Raw genomic sequence first — 26062 nt, forward strand, 5'->3', positions numbered from 1 at the left:
CCATGGCCGTCCTCCAGCTGCTGATACGACTGCCGAGGCCGATGGACCAGGTCTGGCCGAGCCTCTCCACCCCGGAGGGCCTGGCCACCTGGTTCACCCCCACGGACGTCCTGCAACCGAGACTGGGCGGCACGGTCACCCTGGGCGACCTGGGTACCGGCACGATCACGGCCTGGGACGTCGACCGCGTCGCCGAGTACACGGTCGACCCCGGCGGCAGAATCCGCTTCCACCTGGAACCCGACGGGGAGACGGGCAGCATCCTGCGCTTCACGCACGAGGGCGAGGCCGAGTCGGAGCAGACCTGGCGAGCCCGTTTCGAGCGCCTGCGTGATTCCCTGGCCTCTTGAGACAGACGCGAGCCGAAGCGCCCCTCTAGGGGCGCGGGGAACTGCGCGACAAGCCCCCACCGAACCCGCAGCTCACGACGGCGGCAAACACTCCGCCCCCGGCGGCTTCCCCTCCGGCCAGGCAACGGTCACGAACCGCGACCCCCCCGCCGCCCGCAACTCCACGATCGGCACCGCCTTGTCGTACGGATTCCCGTGCACGTCGAGGCAGATCCACCCACTCGCCCCGTCCACCCGCAGCGACCCCTTCACCTGCGGCCACTGCAACCCCACATCGGCCAGCGCCGGCACGGCCCGCCCCTCCGGCACCGCCTGCCGGATCCCGTGCACCGCGAGCCGCATCGCGTCGTACGCGATGATCAGCTGTCCGTCCTCCAGCGCCACCGGCCCGATCGGCCCCACCGGCGACTTCTCCGCGCTCTTCAGCAGCGCGTCCAGCGTCGCCATGCCGGCGGCCGAACCGCCCGTCCTCGGGCTGCCCGGGCCCCACGCGTCGGGATGGGCGAGGGCGGTGTAGCGCACCGACAGGGTGGGCCCGAGAGCGGCCCGGTTCAGACGGGCCTCCCCGGTCAGGTACGACCCCTCGTCCCCCGTCAGCACCGTGAACCTGCGGTCCTGGCAGCCCCGTCCGCCCAGCGCGTTGATGAACTGCCGCAGCTGCGTGTGCCGCCCGGCGAACAGGATCGTGTCGGTGGTCCGCGAGGTGTCGCAGATCAGGTTGGTGATCTGCCGGAACGTGTTCGCCGTCGTCCCCTCCTGGCTGCGGTCGGCCGGCGGGGTGAACGGCTGCGGTTCGTACGGCGAACCCTTGAGCAGGGTCAGGAAGGACTTCTGGAGGGTGCGCGTGTACGGGTCGCCCGGCCTGTCGTACACCAGGAGTGCCCGTCCGGCGCTGACCTTGGCGAACGAGGCCAGGGCACGGGCCTCGTCGGTGTTGGTCGGCGACACCCGCGCGAGACCGGGGTAGGGGTCCTTGCCGTCCTGCCCGTCGGCGAGGTCGTCGGCGGTGATGGAGGAGCCGACCACCGGGATGCCGAGCCGGGTCAGCTCCCTGACGGCCCTCTTGTTGTTGTCGGTGCTCTGTCCGACGCCCGCGACGGCCCGCAGCCGGTCCGTCCCGCCGGTCATGCCGGCCAGCCGGGTCACCATCTCCTGCCAGTACTGGCTGGTGGCACCGGGGTTGGCGAGGACCAGCCGGATCGCCGGGGCCTCGCCGTTGGAGTCGTGGTTGGCCTGGTACTGGGCGAGGTAGGCGCCCTGGAGTTCGTGCTGGATGTCGGTGAGACTGGCCGCCGCCGTCGAGGTGTACGGCAGCATCACCGCGACCGTGACGTAACTCCCGGCCTTCAGGCGGGCGTTCTCGCGGGCGATGGCCCGCACGGTGGGCCGCAGCTGTGGGTGCCCGAAGTCGAACGCGGTCGTCGCCACGCCCACGCATTCGGTGCTGCCCTCGGGTCTGGCCACCCCCGGTGCGCAGGAGCGGTCGTCGTGGGTGACCGTACGCACCCCGACGACCAGCGCGGCGACCAGTCCGGCCGCCACCAGCAGGGCCAGATACCGGCGCAGCGGGATCTCCCAGACGCCTTCACGCAACCACGTGCCCACGCCCCGCCCCGCCATCACGCCACCCCGCTCCGCTCGTCGTCGCCCTCGTCGTCGTCCGGTTCCGCGAGCGGGCGGCCCGCGAGCGCGGCGGCCGGCCAGTCCCGGGAGGCCCGCCACAGCAGCGCGTTGCCGGCCGGCCGCAGGTTGGACAGCTGCTCCAGCTCGAAGCGGAGCCGGTCGGCCACCTTCGGGTCGGGCAGCACCAGGGGATCGGCGAGCTGCCACACCGCGTGCAGCAACCGCCGTACCCGCAGGTGGAGTGCGGCGTCCACGCCGTCCGGCACCCGCTGGTCGGCGTCCGTGCGGCCCAGGGCCACCGCGGTGCGCCGGTCGCCGCGGCCGGTGAAGTCGCGCCCCTCGGCGTCATGGGCGTGGAAGTAGGGCGCGGAGGCGATGAAGCGCAGGGTGTCCAGCCAGTCGCGGGCGTCCAGGAGCGCGAAGCCGTCGCGGAGGTGGGCGACCGCGGGCTCGGTCCTGCCCAGGGCCAGCTGGTGGTGCAGCCGGAAGCGGGCGAGGCGGTCGGTGCCGAGGAGTTCCGCGTAGTGCCCGGCCAGCGTCGTGTGGGCGGTGCGCCAGCCGGCGTGGTCGGCGTCCCGCAGGTGCAGCCGCAGGAGCAGGAGGGTGCGCACGAAGGGGTCGCCGACGAACTGGCCGGGCACCACGGGCAGCCCCTCCAGGACGAGCCGGCTCTGCAACGCCCGTACGTCCGCGGGACCGAAGTCGTCCGGGAGCAGCGCGGCGGCCAGCACGCACGCCGAGTCGTGGTCGTGGGCGGCGGCCAGGACGGTGAGTTCGTCGAGGCGGTCGGCGGGGACCAGCCGGTCGAGGAGCTGGAGGTAGGCGGGGGCGGCCGGGCCCTCGTCGGTCAGCCGTACGCCGGCGGTGAGCAGTTCGCCGAGCGCGCCGGTCCGGTCCGGGTGCTGCGCGGCGGTCTCGGCGAGCAGGGTGACGCCCAGCGGGTTGCCGCCGGTCAGCCGGTGCACGGCCTGCGGGAGCCGGGGCGCGTCCGGGGTGTCCACGAGGTGCAGGGTGTCGTCCGGGGTGAGCGGCGGGAGGGCGACCAGCAGCGCCCGGGAGGACGGCGCCGCCGCGTCCGGTGTCCATCCGGTGCGCCGGGCGACCTCGGCCAGCTCCCGCCGGGCGCCGTGGCGCAGCAGCTCCCGGCCGTCGCCGCGCAGTCCGGCGACGAACGCCACGTGGTCGGTGACGCCGTCGGCGCGGTCCCGCAGCACCGCGTCCAGCAGGCCGGGCCCCGGCCCGGTCCCCACGTTGTCCAGCAGCACCAGCGGGCGGCCGAGCCGCCGCATGCGCGGCAGCACCCCCGCGTAGGCCTCCGTCAGGTCGGCGAGCAGGGCGCGCACCAGATACCGCTCGGCGTGTTCGCGGGAGGTGCCGCCCGCCCGGAAGTGCCCGGAGAGCAGGATCAGCCCGCGCTGGGCGTGGCCGCCCGCGTTGGGGTAGGCGCGGTACCAGACGGACGCCTTCTGCTGGCGGCGGCTGCTGAACCCCTCGGCGACCGACTCCAGGGTGGCCTCGATGGCTCCGGAGACCAGTGGTCCGGTGCCGGTCGCGGCGGCGACCACCTTCGCCGCGACCTTCCCGGCCCACCGTCCCGCGAACCCGCTGATCCACGAGCCGTTCTCGCCCAGCAGCAGGATCCGCTCCACCTCGCGCCTGATCCGCTCCGAGTCGGCGTCGCCCCAGCCCCCGGCGGCCACCGCGACCAGGCCGGACATCAGCCGGGGGAAGGTGATCCGGCCGGCGCCCGTCACCGGTTCGGCGAGCTGTTCGGCGACGACCAGCAGCGCCTGCGCGAGCGGCGACCAGGACTCGGCGGGCCGCTCGGCGGGCGGCGCCGCGAACTGCGGGTCCGCGCAGTCGGCCAGCGCGACCGGGGTGTGCCCCTGGTAGGCGTCGCGCAACTCGCCGAGCACCGCGCTCTTGCCGAGCCCGCGCGCCCCGGTCAGCACGACGAACGGCACCTCGCCGGGGTCTTCGACGGGATGGGCACGGTGGTGGTACGGCCGTAACCCGACGATTCTCGGCACGAGCCCGGCCGGCTCGACGTCGAACAGCGCTCCACGCCCGTGCAACCGTCTGTGCAAGGCAGTCCCCCCTCGACGCAAGTGTAGAAAGGGGAAGTTGCTTCAGGCCAGATCGCGTGGTGGCTGTTGGGTCACGAAACGGGCCCGGTGGGATCAGCCGACGGTGATCGAGTCGAGTTTGTCCCTCAGGTAGACGTGCGAGTCCACCGGTGGATACGTCACCCGTCCGACCGGCGCCGGAACGGACTCGACGGTCGTGCCCGGGGTGCACTCGCCGAAGTAGACGAGGGACATCAGCTCCTCGGTGGGGGCGTCGGCGGGCGGGGGGAGCACCCGGTGGCGGCCGGAGCGCCAGCGGTCGCCCGTCCAACGGGCCATCAGGTCGCCGATGTTGATGGTGAAGGCCGCCGGGTCGTAGGGGGCGTCCTCCCAGCCGCCCTCGTCGGTGTGGACCTGGAGCCCGCCCTTGCCGGCCTGCCGGTCCAGGATGGTCACCGTGCCGAAGTCGGTGTGCGGGCCGATCCGGAACTGCCCGGCTGCGGGCTCGCCGACGACGTCCGTTCCCGGGTACCAGTTGATGTTGAAGCCGTACGTCGGATGGTCCATGTGCCGGGAGAAGAAGTCCCGTTCCAGGCCGAGCGCGTACCCCAGCAGGGACAGCAGCTCCTTCTCCAGCTCCGCCATCCGCTCCAGGTACTCCTCGCAGAGCGGGCGCAGTTCGGGGATCTCGGCCGGCCACACGTTGGGCGCGTACCACTCGGCGTTGACCACCGGGTCCGCGAAGGGTTCGTGGGTCGCGAAGGTCAGCGACTCCTTCAGGTCCGGCGGGGTCTCGGTGCCCTCGGAGTAGCCGTTGGCCTCCGCGCCCGGCCCGAGCCAGCCGCGTCCGCCGACCTTCGCCTCGTACCTCTGCTTGGCCTCTGTGGGCAGCGCGAAGAACGCGCGGGCGGCCGCCCGTACCGCGGCGCGCAGCTCCGGGGCGACCCCGTGGCCGGTGACGAGCAGGAAACCGGCGGTCTGGAGGGCCGCGTCGACGGTCCGGGCGGTCTCCTGCCGGCCGGCCTCGTCGCCGTCCAGCCAGGGGCGCAGGTCGATGGTGGGGATGCGGGGGCCGGAGCCGGAACTCGTGCTACTCACCGATGTCCTCGTTCCACAGAGCCGGGTGGGTGTCGATGAAGTCCCGCATCAGTCCGACGCACTCCGGGTCGTCCAGCAGGACGATCTGCACCCCGTGCTCGGCGAGCCAGTCGTGGCCGCCGTGGAAGGTGGCCGCCTCGCCGATCACGACCCGGGAGATGCCGAACTGGCGGACCAGGCCGGAGCAGTACCAGCAGGGCGACAGGGTGGTCACCATGGTGGTGCCCCGGTACGTCCGCTGCCGTCCCGCCGCGCGGAAGGCGGCCGTCTCGGCGTGCATGGACGGGTCGCCGTCCTGGACGCGCCGGTTGTGCCCGCGGCCGAGCGGTTCGCCGTCGGCGCCGTAGAGCGCCGCCCCGATGGGGATGCCTCCCTCGGCGAGTCCGGCGCGGGCCTCGGCCACCGCGGTGCCGAGCCAGGCGCGGGCCTGGTCCTGGTCCAAAGGCTTCATGACTTCACTCTCCTGTGGCCGAAACACCGGGGCAACGTGCGGAAAGTACTCTCCGGGCAACCCGCAGCCGGACGAAATGTCAGCGCCGCTCTCCGCGCCCTGGAGGACCCCGTGCCCGCACTCACCCTCCGCGAAGTCCTGGCCCTCGATCTGGTGCTGGCGGCCCGGCCCGAACTGCTCGCCGGAGAGGACGCCCTCGACCGGCCGGTCCGCTGGGTCCACTCGAGCGAGGTCTACGAGGGCGCCAACTTCCTGGACGGCGGCGAGCTGCTGCTCACCAACGGCTTCGGGCTGACCGACACGGCCGAGGAGGTCCGCCGCCGCTACGTCCGGGAACTGACCGCACGCGGCGCGGCCGGTCTCGCGGTGGAGGTCGGCCGGGCCCTGCCGGCCATGCCCGCGGAGGTGACCGAGGAGGCCCGCCGGCTCGGCCTGCCCCTGCTGGCCCTGCACCGGGTCGTGCCCTTCGTCCGGATCACGGAGGCTGCCAACCGCGCGATCGTCGCGCGCGGGCTGTCCGGGCGGTCGGCGGACCGGCCCCGGGGCGACGACCACACGGCGGCCCTGCTGGCCGACCTGGCCGACCGGGCCGCACTCAACCAGCCGGAGGTGGACGCCCGCGCGGCGCTCGCCGGGTTCCGGCCGGGGCCGGGGGCGCGCCTCGTCGGGGTGTCGGTGCACGGACCGCGGGAGACCGGCGCCGTGGACCGGGCGGTACGACTGCTGGGCGGGGTCCCGGTGCTCCGGGCCGCCTTCCCCGGAGACGTCCTCGCACTGCTCGCGCTGCCGGCCGCCGGACGGGGTACGGCCGCCGACCCGGTCCGCACCGTCCAGGAAGCCTTCCGCGCAGCCGCCATCCCCCACCGCAACGACCCCTCCGGGCCGGCGGCCCCCTCTGAGCTCGGCGTCGACTCCGGGCGTGGTGCGGCTCCCGGCGGTCGTGCGGTTTCGGGGCGTGGTGAGGCTTCTGGGCCGGGTGCCGGCTCCGGGCGTGGTGCGGCATCCGAGCGTGGTGCCGCTTCCGGTCGCGGTGCGGTTTTTGGGCGGGGTGCCGGCTCCGGGGGCGCCGGCGCGCCCAGGGTCACCGTCGCCGTCGGACACGCGGTGGATGTCGGGGACGGCTGGTTGCACTGGAGCGAGACCCTGCGCGCGGCCCGTACGACCCTGGAGCTCGCGCTGACCGTGGCGCCCGCCGAACCCGGTGCGGCGGACGGACCGTCGGTGACGTCCGCCCGTGCCCTGGCGCTGGAGCGCGAGCTGACCCGAGGTGGGATCGCCGCCAACCGGGACCGCCTCGCCGCCCTGGTCCAGGGCACCCTGGGACCGTTGCTGGCCTGGGAGGCGGCACACGCCAGCGACCTGGTCCGCACCCTGGAGGTGCATCTGCGCCACGGCTGCTCCCCGACCCGCACGGCCGCCCTCCTGCACATCGGCCGCCAGTCCCTCTACCAGCGGCTGGAGCGCATCGAGTCGCTGCTCGGCCTGGAGATCGACGACCCGGACCTGCTGGGGGAACTGCTGACGGCGGCCTGCGCCCACCGGGTGGTCCGGGGGACGGGCGCGGCCCGGCCAAGGGGGCTGCGCACGGTGGCCTGAGGGACCGGCCCGCGACCTCACCCGTTCGAGGCAGCCCCGCGCGGCAGCCGAGCGCATCCGGGTGCGTGCCGCGTCCGCCGCGCACAGGCTGGGTGCGTGGGCCACGGGACCGGCGGTGACGCGATGATCGTGACGGTGGTGGCGGTGCCGGACGGGGACACCGCGAGCATCTCCGTTGCCGAGGCACGCCACCGCCTCGCCACGGAGCCGTTCCTGCTCCTCGGTGTCGAACTGCCCGAGGAGGCGGGGCCGGGGCCGGAGCCGGTGCTCCGGCGGCTCGGACTGGACGACTCCGACCTGGAGTGGTTCGGCCGGCAGGACGCGTCGCCGCGGGCCGAGTTCCTGGGCGACACCGCCGGGTTCGTCGTGCCGGTGGTCCATGAGGGCGGGGTCGCGTACGTGCACGCCCTGGCCTCCGACCGCTACCTGGTGATCGTCCACTGGGGCCGCCGGGCCGGGCTGGAGCGGGCCGTCACCGCCCAGGTCCGCCGGGAACGCCCGCACGACCCCGTGGCCACGCTGTTCCTGATGCTCCAGGAGGCGCTCACGACGTTCCGCCGGGCCGCGGTGCACGCGCTGCTCCAGGTGGAGGAGCTGGAGGACGACATGTTCGAGGCGCGGCGCCCCGAGCAGGTCTACCGGCTGTCCCAGCTGCGCCGCCACTCCGCCGTCCTGCACCACGCGCTGCTGCCCTACCTCCAGGGCATCGACGAGGTGATCACCCGCAGGATGATGAGCCGTGACTTCCCGGTGGAACGGCAGCGGCTCGCCCAGGAGTTCCAGCGGGCGGGGCGCCTGGTCCTCGCGGACATCGAGGCCCTCCAGGACGCCACCCGCCGGGCCTTCGCCAGTTACGGGTCCCTGGTCGCGGGCGAACAGAACGGCGTGATCAACCGGCTGGCCATCGTGTCCGTCATCTTCCTGCCCCTGTCGTTCCTGACCGGGTTCTTCGGCATGAACTTCGCGTTCCTGACGAACCGGCTGGAGACCAGGGACGAGTTCTGGCTGCTCGCCGTGGGCCTCCAGCTGCTCGCCGTCGTCGGCTCGCTCTTCCTGCTGCACCGCAGCCGGATCTGGCGCCGGCTGCGGGACGACTAGGGCCCTTCTGATGGATCTCCGCGGCGTCGCGACGCCCGGCACGCACGCTCGACGCACGGGGTGGCGGGCCAGGTGGCTCCGCCACATGACCGCCACCCCGCACGCCGATCGCACGCACCGAACGCCGCTCCTTCCCCCACGGAGATCCATCAGAAGGGCCCTAGAGGGACGATCCCAGCTTCAGCAGCGCCGCCACGATCGGACCCGCCGTGTCGCCGCCGTGGCCGCCGGCCTGGACCACGCCCGCGGCCGCCAGGTCGCCCTTGTAGGCGGTGAACCAGCCGTTCGGCTTCTTCTGCCCGTCGACCTCGGCCGAGCCCGTCTTGGCGCCGTAGTCGGGTCCGAGCCCGGCCATCGCCTTGGCCGCGGTGCCGTACGTCGCCGTGTAGGACATGACCTCCTTCAGCTCGGACTGGGTCTTCGCGGACATCGTGCGCGAGGCCTTGGCGAGCGTCCGGTTGTCGACGCTCGGCGCGACCAGGTACGGCTGGTGGAAGGTGCCGGTCTCGACCGTGGCCGCCACCGACGCCATGTTCAGCGGGTTCATCCGCACCCCGCCCTGCCCGATCAGCGAGGCGCCCATCTGCGCGCCGCTCTGCACCGGGATCGAGCCGTCGAAGGTCGGCACGCCGATGGCCCAGTTGTCCATGCCGAGGCCGTAGACCTGCTGGGCCTCGGTGGTCAGGTCGCTGTCGGAGAGCTTCGGCGCGAAGTCGATGAAGGCGTTGTTGCAGGAGGCGCCGAAGCTCAGCTTGAACGTGCCCTTCTTGATCTCGGAGTCGTCGTCGTTGTGGAAGGTCCACCCGGCGAGCTTGTACGTCTTCGGGCAGGGGTGCGACGCGTCCGGGGTGATCAGGTTCTTCTCGAAGAGCATCGTCGAGGTGATGATCTTCATGGTGGACCCGGGGGCCAGGGAGCCCTGGAAGGCGACGTTGAAGCCGTGGCTGGAGTTGGCGACCGCGAGGATCTCGCCGGTCGAGGGGCGCACCATGACGACCGAGGCGTTCTTCCGGGTCATGACCTGCTTCTCGGCGGCCGCCTGGAGGGTCGGGCTGAGCGTGGTCCGCACCGTGCCCGGGGTGCCCTTGCTGAGCTCCAGGAGGGTCTTGTCGGAGAGCTTCGCCTTCTCGGACGCCCTGCCGCGCACCACGCGCAGTTCGACGCCGGCCCTGCCGCCGGCCTTCTTGCCGAACTTCTCGCGCAGTCCGTCGAGGACCGAACCCAGCGACGGGTACGCGGCGGTGGTGATCTTCCCGCCGTCGCGGTCCAGGGCGGTGACGGGCGGGGTGCCGGACTCGCCGGTGACCAGGGTGTCGCCGTCCTGGAGGTCGGGGTGGACGACGGAGGCGTGCCAGTCGACCAGCGGCCTGCCGTCGCTGGTGCGCCGGACGACGGTGAACGAGGAGGAGTACGACAGCGGCTTGCTGACGCCCTTGTAGGACACCGTCGCCTTCACCGAGAACGGCACCTTCGCGCCCGCGCGGGTGCCCTCGGTGAGGGTGACGTCCTTGATGTGGGCGTCCTTGCCGTAGCCGGTGAGCAGCCTGACGCAGGCCGCGGGGTCGTCCGTGACGGCGGCGGCCCGGGTGACCCTGCCCTGCTGCCAGGAGGCCAGGAAGGTGCGGGCCGTCGTGCGCACCTCGGTCGCCGACAGCGGGCCGGTCCTGACGTCCTTGTGGTCGGCCGTGCCGGAGGCCGCGTCCGCGGCGGCCCCGCCGTCGTACAGCGCGTAGCCGCCCAACCCGGCGGCGCCGACGACGACGGCGATCACCCCGCCGATGACGGCGGGTCTCTTCGTCCGCCGCTCGGCGACGCGCCTTCTCTTGCCCACAGTTCCTCCGCGCACTTTCCAGGGTCCCCGCCGCCCCGTGGCCCTCACGCTCCCCAACGACTGCATCAGCCTAGAGTCCCGCCCTGGGGGAGTGACGTCAGCCACCGATCCGTAGCACACTCGCGACAATCGGACCGGCCGCGTCGATGCCGTGCCCGCCGTCCTGGGTCATGGCCGCGGCGGCCACGTCGTTGCGGTAGCCGGCGAACCAGCTGTTCGACCTGGACTGCCCGTCGACCTCCGCCGAACCCGTCTTGGCGCCGATGCTGCCGCTCAGCCCGCGCATCACACCGGCCGCGGTGCCGCTGATCGCGGTGCGGTTCATCATGGCGCGCAGCTGTGCGGCCGTACCGGCCGACAGACCCTTGGCGGTGGCCAGTTCCCGCCCGTCCAGCTTCTGCGGGACGAGCACCGGCTGCCGGAAGGTGCCCGTCATCGCGGTCGCCGCGACGGAGGCCATGTTCAGCGGGCTCATCTGCACCTGGCCCTGGCCGATCAGGTTGGCCGCGGTGTCCGGGCCGCCGGAGGCGGGCACCCGGCCGTCGAAGCTCGGGATGCCGACCTTCCAGTTGTTCCTCCCGAGCCCGAAGCGGTCCTCGGCCTCCTTGGTGAGCGAGTCCACCTGGACCGAGTCCGCGTACTTCACGAACGCCGTGTTGCAGGAGCGCGCGAAGCTGTCCGAGAGGGTGGCCTTCTCGTCCGGCTGGAGCCCCTTGAGGTTGCTGAAGGTCTGGCTCTGCCAGGTCGCCGTGGGCGGACAGGGCGCCGGTCCGGTCGAGGTCGTCAGGCCGGTGTCGATGAGGGTGGCGGCGCTGATGATCTTCATGGTGGAGCCGGGTGCCAGCTCGCCGAGGAAGGCCGCGTTGAAGCCGTCCACGCGGTTGTTGGCGACCGCGAGCACCTCGCCGGTGCTCGGCTTGACGGCCACCACGGAGGACTCGGCGTACTTCGTCACCGCCGTCTCGGCGGCCGCCTGCACACGCGCGTCGAGCGTGGTGCGCAGCTTGCCCACCCGGCCCTCGGCGAGGGTCAGCAGCGTGGTGTCGGCGGCCTCCTGGGAAGCGTGGTGGACGACCAGCTCCACGCCCGGGGTGCCGCCCGCCTTGTCGCCGTACCGGCTGCGCAGCTCGTCCAGGACCGGACCGAGCGACGGGTACGCGTCCTTGGTGAGGACCTTGCCCTCGCGGTCGACGGCCTCGATCGGCGGGCTCGCGGCCTCGCCGGTGGCCAGGGTGTCGCCGCGCCGCAGCTGCGGATGGACCACGGAGGGCTGCCAGTCGACGAGCGCGCGGTGCGTGGTCTGGCCGCGCACGATCCGCAGGGAGCTCCGGTAGGCGAGGGGCTTCGACTTCCCGCCGTAGGTCACGGTCGCCCGGACGCCGAACGGCACGGTGGCGCCGTGGGCCTCGCCGGGCGTGATGTGCACGTCCTTGATGTGCGCGGTGGCGCTGAAGGAGGTGAGGACCGGTTCGGCGTCGGCGGAGTTGTTCGTGAACGACGCGGCCTCCACCGACCGGCCCTTCTCCCAGGCCGTGAAGAACTTCTGCGTGGTGTCCTTGATCTCGTCGTCGGTGGGCGGCCCGGTCCGCACGGCCGGTGTGCTGTCGCCCCTGAGCGCCGACAGCACGTTGTAGGCGCCGTAGCCCGCACCGCCCACCATGACGGTGCAGACGCTGCCGACGACGGCGGCCTTGACCCCCTTGCGCATGGCGCGAAATCCCTCCCCGTGTGCTTTTGCCGCATATTGTGAACGCGTTCAAAAGCTGGTCGTGACTCGCACTGTAGGTCGTGGTGGGCTTCCCGTGACAGAGGTTGACCGATTGTTGGCCGAACGGGGATCAGGGATGTGTCTCAGACCCAGGTATCCAGCCACATCCGTGAACGCCAGGAGTCGATGGGGATCGCCGTGCCCGTGTACAGGGGCCAGAAGTAGATGAAGTTCCAGGCGATCAGCAGCACCAGGACGCCCGCACCGGAGGCGCCGACCAGCCTGCGGGTGTCGCTGGAGCCCGGCGGGCCGACGATCGCGCCGATCATCATGGCCACCGTCAGACACAGGAACGGCACGAAGACGACGGCGTAGAAGAGGAAGATCGTGCGCTCCTGGTACATGAACCAGGGCAGGTAACCGGCCGCGATGCCGCAGGCGATGGCACCGGCCCGCCAGTCCCGGCGGAAGGCCCAGCGCCACAGGACGTAGGCGATCGCGAAACAGGCCGCCCACCACAGCAGCGGCGTGCCGATCGCGAGCACCTCACGGGCGCACTTCTCACCGGCGTCCGAGGGGCAGCCGTCCGCACCGGGGGACGGCGACTCGTAGTAGTACGACACCGGGCGGCCCAGCACGATCCAGGACCACGGGTTCGACATGTACGTGTGCGGCGACGACAGGCCGATGTGGAACAGGTACACCTCGTGCTCGTAGTGCCACAGGCTGCGCAGCCAGTCCGGCAGGAACGTCCAGTCCCCGCCCTTGCCGTCACCGGCCGCCCAGTTGCGGAAGTAGCCGCCGGTGCCGTCCGTGGGGGAGAGGATCCAGCCGATCCAGGACGTCAGGTAGACGGCGATCGCCACCGGGACCGTCGCCAGGAACGTGATCCCCGTGTCGTGCGTCAGGACCGCCCGGTACGGATGCGCGGCACCGGCCACCCGGCGGGCGCCCACGTCCCACAACAGCGCCATCACGCAGAACGCGGCCAGCACGTAGAGCCCGTTCCACTTGGTGCCGATCGCGAGCCCGAGCAGCAGGCCCGCGGCCCACCGCCAGGGGCGCCAGCCGAAGCGGAAACCGTCGGCCACGCGCGCGTCGGGACGGATCCGGCCGTCCGCGTCCGGCGGCAGCGCGGCGGCGAGCCTCGCCCGCGACCTGTCCCGGTCGACGACCAGACAGCCGAACGCGGCCAGCACGAAGAACATCAGCACGCCGTCGAGCAGCGAGGTGCGGCTCATCACGAAGTGCAGGCCGTCCACCGCCATGAGCGCGCCCGCGAGGCAGCCCAGGAACGTCGAGCGGAAGATCCGGCGCCCGATCCGGCACAGCAGCAGCACGCTCAGCGTGCCCAGCAGCGCCGTCATGAAGCGCCAGCCGAACGGGTTGAAGCCGAAGATCAGCTCACCGAGCCCGATGACGTACTTGCCGACCGGCGGGTGCACGACGTACGCCGCGTCCGCCGGGATCGTCAGGTGGCCGTTCGACTGGAGGATCAGGTCGTTGGCGTTCTTGTCCCAGTTGACCTCGAAACCGCGGTGGACGAGCGCCCACGCGTCCTTCGCGTAGTACGTCTCGTCGAATATCACCGCCTTCGGGCTGCCCAGGTTCCAGAACCGCAGCAGGCCCGCCATCAGCGTCACCAGGAGCGGGCCGCCCCAGGCCGACCACCGCGTGATCCGGTCGGCGAGCACCGGGGGCACGCCCAGCGCGAGCCACAGCCGCGAGCCGGGCTCCGCGTACGGCGGCACCAGGCGGTCGACGACACCGGCGCCCTCGGCGCCTCTGCCGCCGGCGGTGCCCGCCGTGCGCGCCGGGCTCTGCGGATAGCCGAACCGGCGCAGCCGCTGCTGCCACGCCGGCCGCTGGTCGGGCGCCGCCTGGTCCTGCCGGGTGTCCGTGGAGGACGCGGTACTGGTCACCGCGCCATCGTAGGGAACCGTTCTGTGTGAGTCCCGTGCAATGGGTCTTCACGGTGGGTTCCTTTGCGATCGGCCCGGGCTGGGAGGATGGGGGAGTGACTGGAACCCTTGTCCTCGCAGGCACCCCCATCGGCGACGTCGCGGACGCGCCGCCCCGGCTCGCGGCCGAGCTGACCGGCGCCGACGTCATCGCGGCCGAGGACACCCGGCGGCTGCGGTGGCTCACCCAGGCGCTCGGTGTGACGCCCACGGGCCGCGTGGTGTCGTACTTCGAGGGCAACGAGGCCGCCCGCACCCCCGAACTGGTCGAGGAACTCGTCGGCGGCGCGCGCGTGCTGCTCGTGACCGACGCCGGAATGCCCTCCGTCTCCGACCCCGGCTACCGGCTGGTCGCCGCGGCCGTGGCGAAGGAGATCCGCGTCACCGCCGTCCCGGGGCCGTCGGCGGTGCTCACCGCGCTCGCGCTCTCCGGACTGCCCGTCGACCGGTTCTGCTTCGAGGGCTTCCTGCCCCGCAAGGCGGGCGAGCGCCGCTCCCGCCTCCAGGAGGTCGCCGAGGAGCGCCGCACCCTCGTCTACTTCGAGGCCCCGCACCGCCTCGACGACACGCTCGCCGCCATGGCCGAGGTCTTCGGAGCCGAACGCCGGGCCGCCGTCTGCCGTGAGCTGACCAAGACGTACGAGGAGGTGCGCCGCGGCCCGCTGGCCGAGCTGGCGGTGTGGGCCGCCGAGGGGGTGCGCGGCGAGATCACCGTGGTGGTGGAGGGCGCGCCGGAGCGAGGGCCCGAGGAGCTGGACGCGGCGGAGCTGGTGCGGCGGGTGCGAGTGCGGGAGGAGGCCGGGGAACGGCGCAAGGAGGCGATCGCGGCGGTGGCGGTGGAGGCGGGAATTCCGAAGCGGGTCGTTTTCGACGCCGTGGTCGCAGCGAAGCGTGTTGAGGGGTGAGGTGGGGTTCTGGGGCGCCGTCGTGGTTGCTTTCGTGTAGTTGGGTGCCGGCCGGTGGGGGCTTGTCGCGCAGTTCCCCGCGCCCCTGAAAGGGGCGCTTCGGTGAGCGGTGTCGCAAGGGGGCGCTGTTGATCTCCGAGCGCGCCGCTTCTCCTTTGAGCGTGCGCCCCTGACCTGCGGAAATGAGTCCTATGAGCAGGGAGCTTCTCCTCTGAGCGCGCGCCCCACAGGACGGTAAAGCAAGGCGGGGAAAGGCAAAGGCAATCCCCCCTTCGCGAGGCCGATTCGGCAAGTGAAGTCCAAATCGCCTCCAACACTCGACAGCCCTGCTGCATTCGCGCCGGTGAAGGCGTCCACTGGTCAGCAGGGACGCACCCGTCCCTCACCCCCATGGGATTCCGGGGGGAATCCCGCGCCGGGGGTGCTTGTCCAGCGGACAAGAGGAGCTGGCATGAGTGAGATCGCAGGGCAGACCGGCCTCCGTGGTGCGGCCACAGCCGTCGTCCACGAGTCGTATTCCTTCGCCTGCATGCGGTGCGGGCACGGCTGGGAGCAGTCGTACGAGATAGAGCACCACACGGACGCCGACAACCACGAGTTCGTCACGTACGTGGCGAACGGCCGCGTGGTGCCGTCCCCGCTGAGCCGGCCCGCGTGCCAGAACTGCGACGGACAGGTCGTGCGGATCATGCGTGCGGGCCAGGTCTCGTCGGTGCAGAACGCGGCCCACCGGTCGCAGCAGCACCGGCCGCCGCGGCCCAGGCCGGCCGGGGAGGACGGTACGGAGCCCGGACCCGAGGCGGCGGCGACGGAGGCCTCCGCACGGGCCGAGGCGGACCACCACTGGCACCTGTCCGATCTCCTGCACCCCTTCCAGCGCAAGGCGAGCTGACCCGGGCGCGGGTCCGGCGGGGCATGCCCCTTCCGTAGGATCGGGGCATGCCTTCGAACGCCGCCGGTACCGGCGCCTCCGGTACGTCCGACAAGAACGCGGCACCGCCGCTGCCGGAACCCCTCCGGGTGCCGGTCGCCGACTCCCACACCCATCTCGACATGCAGTCCGGCACCGTCGAGGAGGCCCTCGCGAAGGCCGCGTCGGTGGGGGTGACGACGGTCGTCCAGGTCGGCTGCGACCTCAAGGGCTCGCGCTGGGCGGCCGACACCGCGGCCGCCCACGAGCACGTCCACGCGACCGTGGCCCTGCACCCCAACGAGGCCCCGCGGATCGTCCACGGGGACCCCGACGGCTGGTCCCGGCAGGGGGCGCGCACCGCGGGCGGCGACGCCGCGCTGGACGAGGCGCTGGCCGAGATCGACCGGCTGGCCGGGCTGCCCCAGGTTCGGGGCGTCGGCGAGACCGGCCTGGACCATTTCCGCACCGGACCCGGGGGCAAGGCCGCGCAGGAGCGTTCCTTCCGCGCGCACATCGAGATCGCCAAGCGGCACGGCAAGACCCTCGTCATCCACGACCGCGACGCCCACGCCGACGTCCTGCGGATCCTCAAGGAGGAGGGCGCCCCGGAGCGGACCGTCTTCCACTGCTACTCCGGGGACGCCGAGATGGCGGAGGAGTGCGCCCGCGAGGGCTACTTCATGTCCTTCGCCGGCAACGTCACCTTCAAGAACGCCCAGAACCTGCGGGACGCGGTGGCGGTGGCCCCCCTCGAACTCCTCCTGGTGGAGACCGACGCGCCCTTCCTGACCCCGGCGCCGTACCGCGGACGGCCCAACGCCCCATATCTCATTCCGGTCACGGTGCGCGCGATGGCCGCCGTGCGGGGAATCGGCGAGGACGCCCTGGCGACGGCCCTGGGCGCCAACACCGCCCGCGCCTTTGACTACTGAGGGTATATCGATCATAACTGGCGTGTAACGACCGTCGGGTTGCGGCTCGGATCCGGTCGCGACCGTGCGTAGTCGTGCCGCTTTGGAGAGTGACGGGAGCTCCGCTAGGTTCTGGGGGCCCGATCCGGACCCGTCTGGCCCTCTGGAGCGTGTCGGCGTGAGCGCATCGCAGTACGAGACGCCAAAGGCGTACGACCCCTACGGCATGTCAGGGGCGCACGGCGCCGCCGGCACACCCCCGGCGCAGGGGGGCCACCGGGCGCCCGGCGCCTGGGGCGCGCACGGGGAGTACGGGGCCTACGGCACGCCCGGCACTGCCGGGGCGCACGCCGTGCACGGCGTGCGCGGTGCCTACGGGACGTACGGCGGCCACGGAGCGCCGGGTGTGACCGGCGTGCACGGCGCACAGGACGTGTACCGCGCACAGGGCGTGCGGGCAAGGTACGACGCCGAGACCCTCGGCTACGGCATGGCCTACGGCGGCGACACCTACCGGCCCGCCTACGAGGCGGCGGCCGGGGCGGTCCCGTCGGCGGCGTCGGCGACGCAGGGGCGGGCGCAGACACGGGCTCAGGCACGCGCCCATGCCCAGGCGCAGGCGCAGGCGCAGGCGCAGGCGCAGGCCCAGACCCAAGCCCAGGCCCAGGTACGGGCTCAGGCCCAGACGCAGGTGCGGGCGGACGGTCGACAGGCGGCGGCCCGCGGGTACGCGAGCGAGCCGGCGTTCGCGCGGCAGGGCGGACGCGGGCCGGAGGGCGAGGCGCGGGAGGCGGGCGCGCACGCCGTGGGAGGCCGGCGTGCCGCACGCCGGCGCAGGGCGCGGTACGGACAGCGGCCGGAGTCCGCCGTCCGCCGTCTGCTGCCCCAGGCGCTGGTCGTCGTGTTCCTCGCCGGCGGCACCACCGCCTTCCTCGCCAAGGACAAGGCGATCGAACTGACCGTCGACGGCAGGCCGCGCACCCTGCACACGTTCGCCGACGACGTCACCGGTCTGCTGGCCGAGCAGGGCGTACCCGTGGGCGTGCACGACGTGGTGGCGCCCGCCCCCGGCACCGCCCTGGCCAGCGGCGACGAGGTCGCGGTGCGCTACGGCCGTCCCGTACGGCTCACTCTGGACGGCGAACCGCGCGAGGTGTGGACGACGGCGCGCACGGTCGACGGGGCGCTGAGGCAGCTGGGGGTGCGCGCCGAGGGCGCGTACCTGTCGGCGTCGCGCTCCCAGAGCATCGGGCGCGCCGGCCTGGCGCTCGACGTCCGCACCGAGCGCACCGTCACCGTCCTGGCGGACGGCCGGACCCGCACCATCCGCACCAACGCCGCGACCGTCGGCGAGGCCGTCGAGGAGGCCGGCGTCACCCTGCACGGCCAGGACACCACCTCCGTGCCGCCGACCGGCTTCCCGCGCGACGGGCAGACCGTGACCGTGCTGCGGGTCAGGGGCAGCAAGGAGGTGCGCGAGGAGGTGATCCCGTTCGATGTGCGGCGGACCCAGGACCCGAGCCTGTTCAAGGGCACCGAGGTGGTCGAACAAGCCGGGCGGCCCGGGCTGCGGCGGGTCACGTACTACCTGCGGACCGTCAACGGGGTCCGGCAGAAGCCGCACCGCGAGTGGTCCGAGCTGGTGCGCGAACCGACCGCGCAGCTCGTGAAGGTGGGCACCAAGCCGCACCCCGACTCGGTCAAGGGCGCCGACGGCCTGAACTGGCACGGGCTCGCCGTCTGCGAGTCCGGCGGCCGCCCCCACGCGGTGGACCCCTCGGGGACGTACGGCGGGCTGTACCAGTTCGACACCCACACCTGGCACAGCCTCGGCGGCAGCGGCCGTCCGCAGGACGCCCCGGCCGACGAGCAGACGTTCCGGGCGAAGAAGCTGTACGTGAGCCGCGGCTCCACGCCCTGGCCGCACTGCGGGGCCCGGCTGCACGGGTGACCGGCGTGACCGGGGTGACGTGACAGACCCGGGGTGACCGGGGTGACCGGCGTGATCGGGGTGACGGGACTGACCCGGGGTGATCGGGGTGACGGGACTGACCCGGCGTGACTGGGGTGACCGGCGTGATCGGGGTGACGGGGCTGACCCGGGGTGACGGGGCTGACGCGGGGTGATCGGGGTGACGGGGCTGATCCGGGGCGACCGGGGTGACCGGGCTGACTGGGGTGACCGGGGGGAGGCGTCCCCGGCGGCCCGTACCCTTGTCCCGTGAGCAGCCCCACCCCCGACGCCCTCCTCGGCCCCGCCGACATCCGTGAGCTCGCGGCAGCGCTCGGTGTACGCCCCACCAAGCAGCGCGGCCAGAACTTCGTGATCGACGCCAACACGGTCCGCCGCATCGTCCGCACCGCCGAGGTCCGCCCGGACGACGTCGTCGTCGAGGTCGGGCCGGGGCTCGGGTCCCTCACCCTCGCCCTCCTGGAGGTCGCCGACCGGGTCACCGCCGTCGAGATCGACGACGTCCTGGCGAGCGCCCTGCCCGCGACGATCACGGCGCGCATGCCGGCGCGCGCGGACCGGTTCGCGCTGGTCCACTCCGACGCGATGCACGTCACCGAGTTGCCTGGGCCCCCGCCGACCGCGCTCGTCGCGAACCTCCCCTACAACGTCGCCGTCCCCGTCCTGCTCCACATGCTGGAGACCTTCCCCAGCATCGAGCGGACGCTGGTGATGGTGCAGTCCGAGGTCGCCGACCGGCTCGCCGCCGCGCCCGGCAACAAGGTGTACGGCGTGCCCTCCGTCAAGGCCAACTGGTACGCCGAGGTGAAGCGCGCCGGTGCCATCGGCCGCAACGTCTTCTGGCCCGCGCCGAACGTCGACAGCGGGCTGGTCTCCCTCGTCCGGCGCGCCGAGCCGCTGAAGACGAAGGCGTCCAGGAAAGAGGTCTTCGCGGTCGTCGACGCGGCGTTCGCGCAGCGCCGCAAGACCCTGCGGGCGGCGCTCGCCGGCTGGGCCGGGTCCGCGGCGAACGCCGAGGCGGCCCTGGTCGCGGCGGGGGTCTCGCCGCAGGCCCGCGGGGAGTCCCTGACGGTGGCGGAGTTCGCAAGAATCGCCGAGTCCGCGCCCGCGGCCCCCGAGGCGCCCCCGGCGTCCCCCGAGTCCCAGGCAGAGGAGTCCGGCAAGTGAGCGTCACCGTGCGCGTGCCCGCCAAGGTCAACGTCCAGCTCGCGGTCGGCGCCGCCCGCCCGGACGGCTTCCACGACCTCGCCAACGTCTTCCTCGCCGTCGGCCTGTACGACGAGGTCACGGTCACCCCCGCCGACGAGCTGCGCATCACCTGCGAGGGTCCGGGCGCCGACCAGGTCCCCCTGGACCGCACCAACCTCGCCGCGCGCGCCGCGCTCGCCCTCGCCGCCCGCCGCGGCGTCGAACCGGCCGTGCACATCCACATCGTCAAGGACATCCCGGTCGCCGGCGGCATGGCCGGGGGAAGTGCCGACGGGGCGGGCGCGCTCTTCGCGTGCAACGAGCTCTGGCGCGCCGGCGCCTCCCGCGACGAACTCCTCGCCATCTGCGCCGAGCTGGGCAGCGACGTGCCGTTCAGCCTGGTCGGCGGCGCCGCACTGGGGACCGGCCGCGGTGAACGCCTCACCGCACTTGAAGTCGGCGGCACCTTCCACTGGGTGTTCGCGATGGCCGGGCGCGGTCTGTCCACCCCGGCCGTCTTCCGCGAGTTCGACCGGCTCGCCGAGGGCCACGACATCCCCCAGCCCGTCGCCTCCGCCGACCTCCTCGCCGCGCTCGCCAAGGGGGACCCGGACGCGCTCGCCGCCGCCGTCTCCAACGACCTCCAGCCCGCCGCGCTCTCCCTCTTCCCGGAGCTCGCGGCCACCCTCGACACCGGCAGGGCGGCCGGTGCCCTCGCCGCGCTGGTCTCCGGCTCCGGGCCCACGACGGCGTTCCTGGTCCGCGACGCCGAGGGGGCGGCAGCGGTCTCCGAGGCCCTGCGCGCCTCGGGCACCTGCCGCGCGGTACGCACGGCGACGTCCCCCGCACCGGGTGCGCGGGTGCTCACCCCTGCCCAGGCCCCCACGAAGACCCCCATGCAGGACCCGGGCGCCCCGGTCGGCGCGTGAGCCCCGGCGCCGCGCACCCCGGCGTGGCCCGGCGGGGGCCGGACCGTACCGGGGTGGGTGTGCCGGTCAGCCGGCCTGGCGTACGGCGTGCAGGGATCCGCTCAGCGTGCCCTCCTGCTGCTCGTAGTGGGACAGGGCGAGGCCCAGACCGATGAAGGTGGGAGCCCACTCGCCGACGAAAATGCCCCAGCGGTCGGCGCGTTCGACACCGGCCTTCTCGGCTTGGAGGCTGGTCAGCCACGAGGCGAAGCTCAGCCCGATCGACGCCAGGCCGGCGATGTAGGCGTGCTCGCTGCGTACGCCCATGTCGTGAAGCTTTTTGATCACCATAGAGCTGTCTCCGTTCTGTACGGGATCACCTCTACGGGAGCACGTATCGGAGTAACGCGCAGCTTTTGCCCCATTCGCGAGATTCGCTCAGATTTCGACCTTTGTTGTTCTCGCCGCCCTGAGCCCTGTCGGCGCCGTCCGTCCGGGCTGTAGGTGATCTGTAGGCGACGTGTCGGCGTCCGCTGGAACCGTGGGAACCGAGTTGCCCGGCAGTCAGCCGCAGCCGACCTCACCCGGCAAGGGAGCCCCGTCGCCATGTCGTCCGCATCCTCCACCCCGCCCTGGAACGTCCACCGCCTGCCGCGCGCCGACGGCCGCGTCTTCCTGGTCACCGGCGGCAACGCCGGCATCGGGTACTTCGTCGCGGAGCAGCTGGCGGCGACCGGAGCGACCGTCGTACTCGGCAGCCGGAATCCGGCGAAGGCCGAGAACGCCATGGCTTCGATACGCGGGCGGGTCGCCGGCGCGCGGGTGCGGGCCGTACGGATGGACCTCGCCGACCTCCCCTCGCTCCGCGAGACGGTGGAGTCACTGGAGCCGGGACGACTCGACGCGGTGGTCCACAACGCCGGTGTCGCGCTCGACGACCCCCCGCGCCAGGAGACCGGGGACGGCCACGAGCTCATGTTCGGCACGAACCACCTCGGGCACTTCGCTCTGACCCGGTGGCTGATGCCGTTGCTGTCGGCCGCGCCCGCGGCCCGCGTCGTGACCATGGGCAGCTTCGCGGCGAAGTCCGAGCGACTCGACCTGGACGACCTCCAGTCCCGCGTGGACTACCGGCCCAAGCGCACCTACGGGCGCTCCAAACTGGCGCAGATGTACTTCGGCGTCGAACTCGACCGCCGCCTGCGCGCCGTCGGCAGCACGGTGTCGAGCGTGGTGGTCCATCCCGGCGGCGCGCTGGACTCCCTCACCCCCGCACGGCCGCCCGTGCACACGCGGACGGCGGGCGCACGGCTGGGCGCGGCACCCGCCGCCCTCCTCGTCCAGGGCAAGCACGCGGGCGCGTGGCCGGCGGTCCGGGCGGTGCTCGACCCGGCCGTGCACGGCGGCCTGCTCTGGGCCCCGCGCGTCTTCGGCCTGCGCGGCGAGCCCCGCCCCGAACCCCTGTGGGACCACCTCGCCGACCCGCGTGCCGCGGCCCGGCTGTGGGACGCCAGCCGCGACCTGACCGGCACCGACCCCGATACCGCCATCGGCTAGGGCGCCCCCGGCCACGGGCACGCGGAAAGCGGCTCCCGGCCGGGCGGCCTCCCCGCGCGCATTACGCTGGGAGGCTGACCGTCCCCGTGCGCAGGAGTGAAATGGCCGTCAACCTGGTCAATGTCGAGAACGTCAGCAAGGTCTACGGCACCCGTGCCCTGCTGGACGGTGTCTCGCTCGGCGTCTCGGAGGGCGACCGCATCGGCGTGGTGGGCCGCAACGGCGACGGCAAGACCACCCTCATCCGGATGCTCGCCAAGCTGGAGGAGGCCGACACCGGACGGGTCACGCACTCCGGCGGACTGCGCCTCGGCGTCCTCACCCAGCACGACTCCCTCGACCCGGCCGCCACCGTCCGGCACGAGGTGATCGGCGACATGGCCGACCACGAGTGGGCCGGCAACGCCAAGGTCAGGGACGTCCTCACCGGCCTCTTCGGGGGACTGGACCTGCCGGGCTTCCCCAAGGGCCTGGACACCGTCATCGGCCCGCTGTCCGGCGGTGAGCGGCGGCGCATCGCGCTCGCCAAGCTGCTCATCGAGGAGCAGGACCTGCTCGTCCTGGACGAGCCCACCAACCACCTCGACGTCGAGGGCATCTCCTGGCTGGCCAGGCACCTGCGCGAGCGCCGCTCGGCGCTGGTCTGCGTCACCCACGACCGCTGGTTCCTCGACCAGGTCTGCACCCGCATGTGGGACGTGCAGCGCGGCGCCGTCTACGAGTACGAGGGCGGCTACTCCGACTACGTCTTCGCCCGCGCCGAGCGCGAGCGGATCGCGGCCACCGAGGAGACCAAGCGGCAGAACCTGGTCCGCAAGGAGCTGGCCTGGCTGCGCCGGGGCGCCCCCGCCCGTACCTCCAAGCCGCGTTTCCGGGTGGAGGCGGCCAACGAGCTGATCAAGGACGTGCCGCCGCCGCGCGACAGCTCCGAGCTGATGAAGTTCGCCTCCTCGCGGCTCGGCAGGACCGTGTTCGACCTGGAGGACGTGACCGTCCAGGCCGGCCCCAAGGTGCTGCTCAAGCACGTCACCTGGCAGCTCGGCCCCGGCGACCGCATCGGCCTGGTCGGCGTCAACGGCGCGGGCAAGACCTCGCTGCTGCGCGCCATGGCCGAGGCCGCGCGGACCGACGGCGAGGCACAGCCGGCGGGCGGCCGGGTCGCCGTCGGCAAGACCGTGAAGCTCGCCTACCTCTCCCAGGAGGTCGCCGAACTCGACCCGAACACCCGGGTCCTGGAGGCGGTTCAGCAGGTCCGCGAGCGCGTCGACCTCGGCAAGGGGCGCGAGATGACCGCCGGTCAGCTGTGCGAGACGTTCGGCTTCGGCAAGGAGAAGCAGTGGACGCCGGTCGGTGACCTCTCCGGCGGTGAACGCCGCCGCCTCCAGCTGTTGCGCCTGCTCATGGACGAGCCGAACGTCCTCTTCCTGGACGAGCCCACCAACGACCTCGACATCGAGACCCTCACCCAGCTGGAGGACGTCCTCGACGGCTGGCCCGGCTCGATGATCGTCATCTCCCACGACCGGTTCTTCGTCGAGCGCACCACCGACCGCGTCTTCGCCCTGCTCGGCGACGCCACCCTGCGGATGCTGCCGCGCGGCATCGACGAGTACCTGGAGCGCAGGCAGCGCATGGAGGAGGCGGTCGCCGCCACCGCCGTCGCCCCGAAGGCCCCCTCGGCCGAGCGCAGCGCCGCCGACCAGCGTGCCGCCAAGAAGGAACTCCAGAAGATCGAGCGTCAGTTGGACCGCATCTCCGAGAAGGAGACCAAGCTCCACGACCAGATCGCCGCGAACGCCACGGACTTCACCAAGGTCGCCGAACTGGACGCCCAGCTGCGGGACCTGGCCGGTGAGCGTGAGGAACTGGAGTTGCGCTGGCTGGAGTTGGCGGAGGACGCGTAGCACTCCACCGGCGTGAATCAGCCGCGCACCACCGGGCGCACAACTCCCTTGCGTGCGCCCGGTGAAGGGGGCGTGAAGGCGCGTAACGGTGGCATCACGGGGCGGTTCTGCCTTGGGGACGGTGGGTGACACGGCCCCGGGGCCTGTCGGTGACGGGTGATAGAAAGGTCGCTCTGAGAGCAGTCTGAGAGCGTCCCGGGCCCGGCACGGATCCCGGGACGTGGCTAAAAATCAGTGAACGGGGGAAGCGCGCTGATGACTCAGCCACCGCACCAGCCGCCGCAGGGCGGCTTCGGACCACCACTGGACCAGCCGCCGGCCGGTGGCTTCGGCGCCCCGCACCAACCGCCCGCGCAGGGAGGGTTCGGCGCCCCCCAGGGCACTCCTCCGCCTCCTGCCCAGCCGCCCCAGCCGGGCTACGGCTACCCGCAGCAGCCCGGCCCGTACGCCGCGCCCGGTCCCTACGGCCACCCGCAGCAGCCCACGGTCCCGCAGCCCGGCTACGGCCACCCCCAGCAGCCGCCGTACCCGGGCGGCCCCGGGGTCACCCCACCTCCCGGCGGTACGGGCGGCGGCCCGTTCAAGGGGAGGACCGCGCTGGTCGTCGCGGCGGTGGTGGCCGGGCTGTTGGTCGTCGGGGGCACGGTGTACGCCGTGACCGGCGGCGGGAACGACGGCAAGAAGCCGGTCGCCCACCCGGCGCAGGGCTCCGGGACGTCCGCCGACCCGGTCAACCCGGGCGACGGCAGCGGCAACGGCGGCGCCGACCCGGAGAACCTCAACGAGGGCCGCAAGTCCGGCGAGGCCAAGGTGCTCTGGTACAAGTCGGCCCCCGACGCACCGGCCGGCGGCGCCGACGCCCCCGGCATGTGGATCACCGGGAGGACGGCGGTCAAGGCGGCGTACAAGCAGGTCTTCGCCTACAAGGTGGGCAACGGCGATCCGGCGTGGGGCCCGATCACGTTCCCGCAGAAGATCTGCGCGGTCACCTCCGCCAAGTCCGCGGACGACAAGGTCGTCGTCGCCTCCATGAGCGGCACCAGCGACCGGGCCAAGTGCAACCAGCTCCAGGAGATCGACCTGGACACGGGCCGTAAGGGCTGGACCGCGACCGTCGCCGACGGCGGGTTGTTCGACAGCGCCATCAGCATCGAGCTGACGATCAGCGGAAGGACGCTGATGGTGGGCCGTTCCCAGTCGGGCACGGCGTACGACCTCGGCAGCGGCAAGAAGCTGTACGACAAGGAGAAGTACGGCGCGGCCTGCTTCCCGTCGGGCTTCGCGGGCGGCACCGACCGGCTGGTCGAGGTGGCGTCCTGCGCCGCGGGCGGCAGCAACGAGCACGACGAGATCTCGGAACTCGAACCGGCCACCGGCAAGGTGAAGTGGACGCGGCCGGTCAAGAAGGGCTGGAAGGTCGGGCGGACCTACTCCGTCGACCCGCTCGTGGTCTACATGACCAACGAGGCGAAGAACGCCTGGAACATCTCGACGCTGGACGGCAAGGGCACGTTCCGCTCGGAGGTCAAGGTCGACGAGAAGTTCGCCCCCCGGTGCGGCTGGGCGCTCCTCAACAGCGACCTCCAGGGCTGCCAGGGCGTCGCCGCCGACGCGCACACCCTCTACCTGCCGACGGACGTGAGCGGCGGCGCCAACGAGATCGTCGCGATCAGCCTCACCGACGGCAAGGCGAAGTGGCGGGTGAAGTCCCCGACGGACGAGCCGATGTCCCCCGTCAAGGTCGAGGGCGGGCGGCTCGTCGCCTACGTCCGGCCGTCGTACGACGCGGGCGGCCGGGTCGTGTCGATCCCGACCACCGGCGCCACCCACACCCCGGCCAGGCTGTTGCAGAACCCGCAGCACACCGCCGACATCGAGGACGGCTTCTACGACGGCGCGGTCGACTGGGTCGACGGCCGCTTCTACCTCTCCTCCAGCCGGCTGACCGGCAGTGACCAGGCGAAGGAGAAGCTGATGATGGCCTTCGGCAACTGAGCGGGGCCCGCCCCCTCCCGTCCAGCC

Annotated in this window: 20 protein-coding genes; 12 read left to right on the plus strand and 8 right to left on the minus strand. The window is 72.9% G+C overall.

Going from position 1 to position 26062, the window contains the following annotated elements; genetic code table 11:
• Positions 1 to 2 precede the first annotated feature (2 nt).
• A complete protein-coding gene (locus AB0958_RS10460) occupies positions 3 to 350 on the plus strand; it encodes an SRPBCC family protein (RefSeq protein WP_366889945.1) in 348 nt (115 codons plus the stop codon).
• 72 nt (positions 351 to 422) lie between these two features.
• Here AB0958_RS10460 and AB0958_RS10465 read toward each other — a convergent pair whose 3' ends face one another.
• The 4 genes from AB0958_RS10465 to AB0958_RS10480 all read right to left on the minus strand — a co-directional run bounded on the left by AB0958_RS10465 (position 423) and on the right by AB0958_RS10480 (position 5588).
• Positions 423 to 1970, minus strand: coding sequence for a hypothetical protein (locus AB0958_RS10465; RefSeq protein WP_366889946.1), 1548 nt, complete (start codon positions 1968 to 1970; stop codon positions 423 to 425).
• Positions 1970 to 4060, minus strand: coding sequence for a hypothetical protein (locus AB0958_RS10470; protein ID WP_366889947.1), 2091 nt, complete (start codon positions 4058 to 4060; stop codon positions 1970 to 1972). The genes AB0958_RS10465 and AB0958_RS10470 overlap by 1 nt, the downstream gene beginning before the upstream one ends.
• A gap of 93 nt (positions 4061 to 4153) precedes the next feature.
• The gene (locus tag AB0958_RS10475) at positions 4154 to 5137 is read right to left on the minus strand and encodes a 2-oxoglutarate and iron-dependent oxygenase domain-containing protein (RefSeq protein WP_366889948.1); all 984 of its coding nucleotides are present in this window, start codon (positions 5135 to 5137) and stop codon (positions 4154 to 4156) included.
• Positions 5130 to 5588, minus strand: coding sequence for a nucleoside deaminase (locus tag AB0958_RS10480; RefSeq protein WP_366889949.1), 459 nt, complete (start codon positions 5586 to 5588; stop codon positions 5130 to 5132). Before AB0958_RS10480 ends, AB0958_RS10475 begins: the two co-directional genes overlap by 8 nt.
• A 111-nt stretch (positions 5589 to 5699) precedes the next feature.
• On the opposite strand from AB0958_RS10480, the gene AB0958_RS10485 reads away from it, so the two are divergent.
• Both AB0958_RS10485 and AB0958_RS10490 read left to right on the plus strand, forming a co-directional pair.
• Positions 5700 to 7184 (plus strand): PucR family transcriptional regulator, encoded by a 1485-nt coding sequence (locus AB0958_RS10485; protein ID WP_366889950.1) that lies wholly within the window; start codon positions 5700 to 5702, stop codon positions 7182 to 7184.
• Between the two features lie 96 nt (positions 7185 to 7280).
• A complete protein-coding gene (locus AB0958_RS10490) occupies positions 7281 to 8282 on the plus strand; it encodes a CorA family divalent cation transporter (RefSeq protein WP_366889951.1) in 1002 nt (333 codons plus the stop codon).
• Positions 8283 to 8442: 160 nt separating this feature from the next.
• On the opposite strand, the gene AB0958_RS10495 is transcribed toward AB0958_RS10490, so the two are convergent.
• From AB0958_RS10495 to AB0958_RS10505, 3 genes are all read right to left on the minus strand, one after another.
• Positions 8443 to 10113 carry a penicillin-binding transpeptidase domain-containing protein gene (locus AB0958_RS10495; RefSeq protein ID WP_366889952.1) on the minus strand — a complete coding sequence of 557 codons (1671 nt, stop codon included), beginning with the start codon at positions 10111 to 10113 and terminating at the stop codon, positions 8443 to 8445.
• 97 nt (positions 10114 to 10210) lie between these two features.
• The gene (locus tag AB0958_RS10500) at positions 10211 to 11821 is read right to left on the minus strand and encodes a penicillin-binding transpeptidase domain-containing protein (RefSeq protein WP_366889953.1); all 1611 of its coding nucleotides are present in this window, start codon (positions 11819 to 11821) and stop codon (positions 10211 to 10213) included.
• A gap of 143 nt (positions 11822 to 11964) precedes the next feature.
• The gene (locus AB0958_RS10505; RefSeq protein WP_366889954.1) at positions 11965 to 13743 is read right to left on the minus strand and encodes a phospholipid carrier-dependent glycosyltransferase; all 1779 of its coding nucleotides are present in this window, start codon (positions 13741 to 13743) and stop codon (positions 11965 to 11967) included.
• A gap of 95 nt (positions 13744 to 13838) precedes the next feature.
• Between AB0958_RS10505 and rsmI the strand changes: the two genes are divergently transcribed.
• The 6 genes from rsmI (at position 13839) to AB0958_RS10535 (ending at position 20600) form a co-directional block, all read left to right on the plus strand.
• A complete protein-coding gene (gene rsmI / locus AB0958_RS10510; RefSeq protein WP_366889955.1) occupies positions 13839 to 14687 on the plus strand; it encodes a 16S rRNA (cytidine(1402)-2'-O)-methyltransferase in 849 nt (282 codons plus the stop codon).
• A 451-nt stretch (positions 14688 to 15138) separates the two neighbouring features.
• A complete protein-coding gene (locus tag AB0958_RS10515; RefSeq protein ID WP_366889956.1) occupies positions 15139 to 15579 on the plus strand; it encodes a hypothetical protein in 441 nt (146 codons plus the stop codon).
• A gap of 47 nt (positions 15580 to 15626) precedes the next feature.
• The gene (locus AB0958_RS10520; RefSeq protein WP_366889957.1) at positions 15627 to 16532 is read left to right on the plus strand and encodes a TatD family hydrolase; all 906 of its coding nucleotides are present in this window, start codon (positions 15627 to 15629) and stop codon (positions 16530 to 16532) included.
• Between the two features lie 469 nt (positions 16533 to 17001).
• Positions 17002 to 18462: a ubiquitin-like domain-containing protein gene (locus AB0958_RS10525; protein WP_366890030.1), complete on the plus strand. Its 1461-nt coding sequence runs from the start codon at positions 17002 to 17004 to the stop codon at positions 18460 to 18462.
• A gap of 270 nt (positions 18463 to 18732) precedes the next feature.
• Complete coding sequence (gene rsmA / locus AB0958_RS10530; RefSeq protein WP_366889958.1) at positions 18733 to 19650, plus strand: 16S rRNA (adenine(1518)-N(6)/adenine(1519)-N(6))-dimethyltransferase RsmA; 918 nt, start codon at positions 18733 to 18735, stop codon at positions 19648 to 19650.
• Positions 19647 to 20600: a 4-(cytidine 5'-diphospho)-2-C-methyl-D-erythritol kinase gene (locus AB0958_RS10535; RefSeq protein WP_366889959.1), complete on the plus strand. Its 954-nt coding sequence runs from the start codon at positions 19647 to 19649 to the stop codon at positions 20598 to 20600. The genes rsmA and AB0958_RS10535 overlap by 4 nt, the downstream gene beginning before the upstream one ends.
• 66 nt (positions 20601 to 20666) lie before the next feature.
• On the opposite strand, the gene AB0958_RS10540 is transcribed toward AB0958_RS10535, so the two are convergent.
• Complete coding sequence (locus AB0958_RS10540) at positions 20667 to 20930, minus strand: hypothetical protein (RefSeq protein WP_366889960.1); 264 nt, start codon at positions 20928 to 20930, stop codon at positions 20667 to 20669.
• Between the two features lie 255 nt (positions 20931 to 21185).
• On the opposite strand from AB0958_RS10540, the gene AB0958_RS10545 reads away from it, so the two are divergent.
• The 3 genes from AB0958_RS10545 to AB0958_RS10555 all read left to right on the plus strand — a co-directional run bounded on the left by AB0958_RS10545 (position 21186) and on the right by AB0958_RS10555 (position 26035).
• A complete protein-coding gene (locus AB0958_RS10545; protein WP_366889961.1) occupies positions 21186 to 22136 on the plus strand; it encodes an SDR family NAD(P)-dependent oxidoreductase in 951 nt (316 codons plus the stop codon).
• 101 nt (positions 22137 to 22237) lie between these two features.
• A complete protein-coding gene (locus tag AB0958_RS10550; RefSeq protein ID WP_366889962.1) occupies positions 22238 to 24040 on the plus strand; it encodes an ABC-F family ATP-binding cassette domain-containing protein in 1803 nt (600 codons plus the stop codon).
• 255 nt (positions 24041 to 24295) lie between these two features.
• Positions 24296 to 26035 carry a PQQ-binding-like beta-propeller repeat protein gene (locus tag AB0958_RS10555; RefSeq protein WP_366889963.1) on the plus strand — a complete coding sequence of 580 codons (1740 nt, stop codon included), beginning with the start codon at positions 24296 to 24298 and terminating at the stop codon, positions 26033 to 26035.
• Positions 26036 to 26062: the final 27 nt, after the last annotated feature.

It is taken from the genome of Streptomyces sp. NPDC006655, assembly GCF_040703965.1.
Taxonomy (GTDB): domain Bacteria; phylum Actinomycetota; class Actinomycetes; order Streptomycetales; family Streptomycetaceae; genus Streptomyces.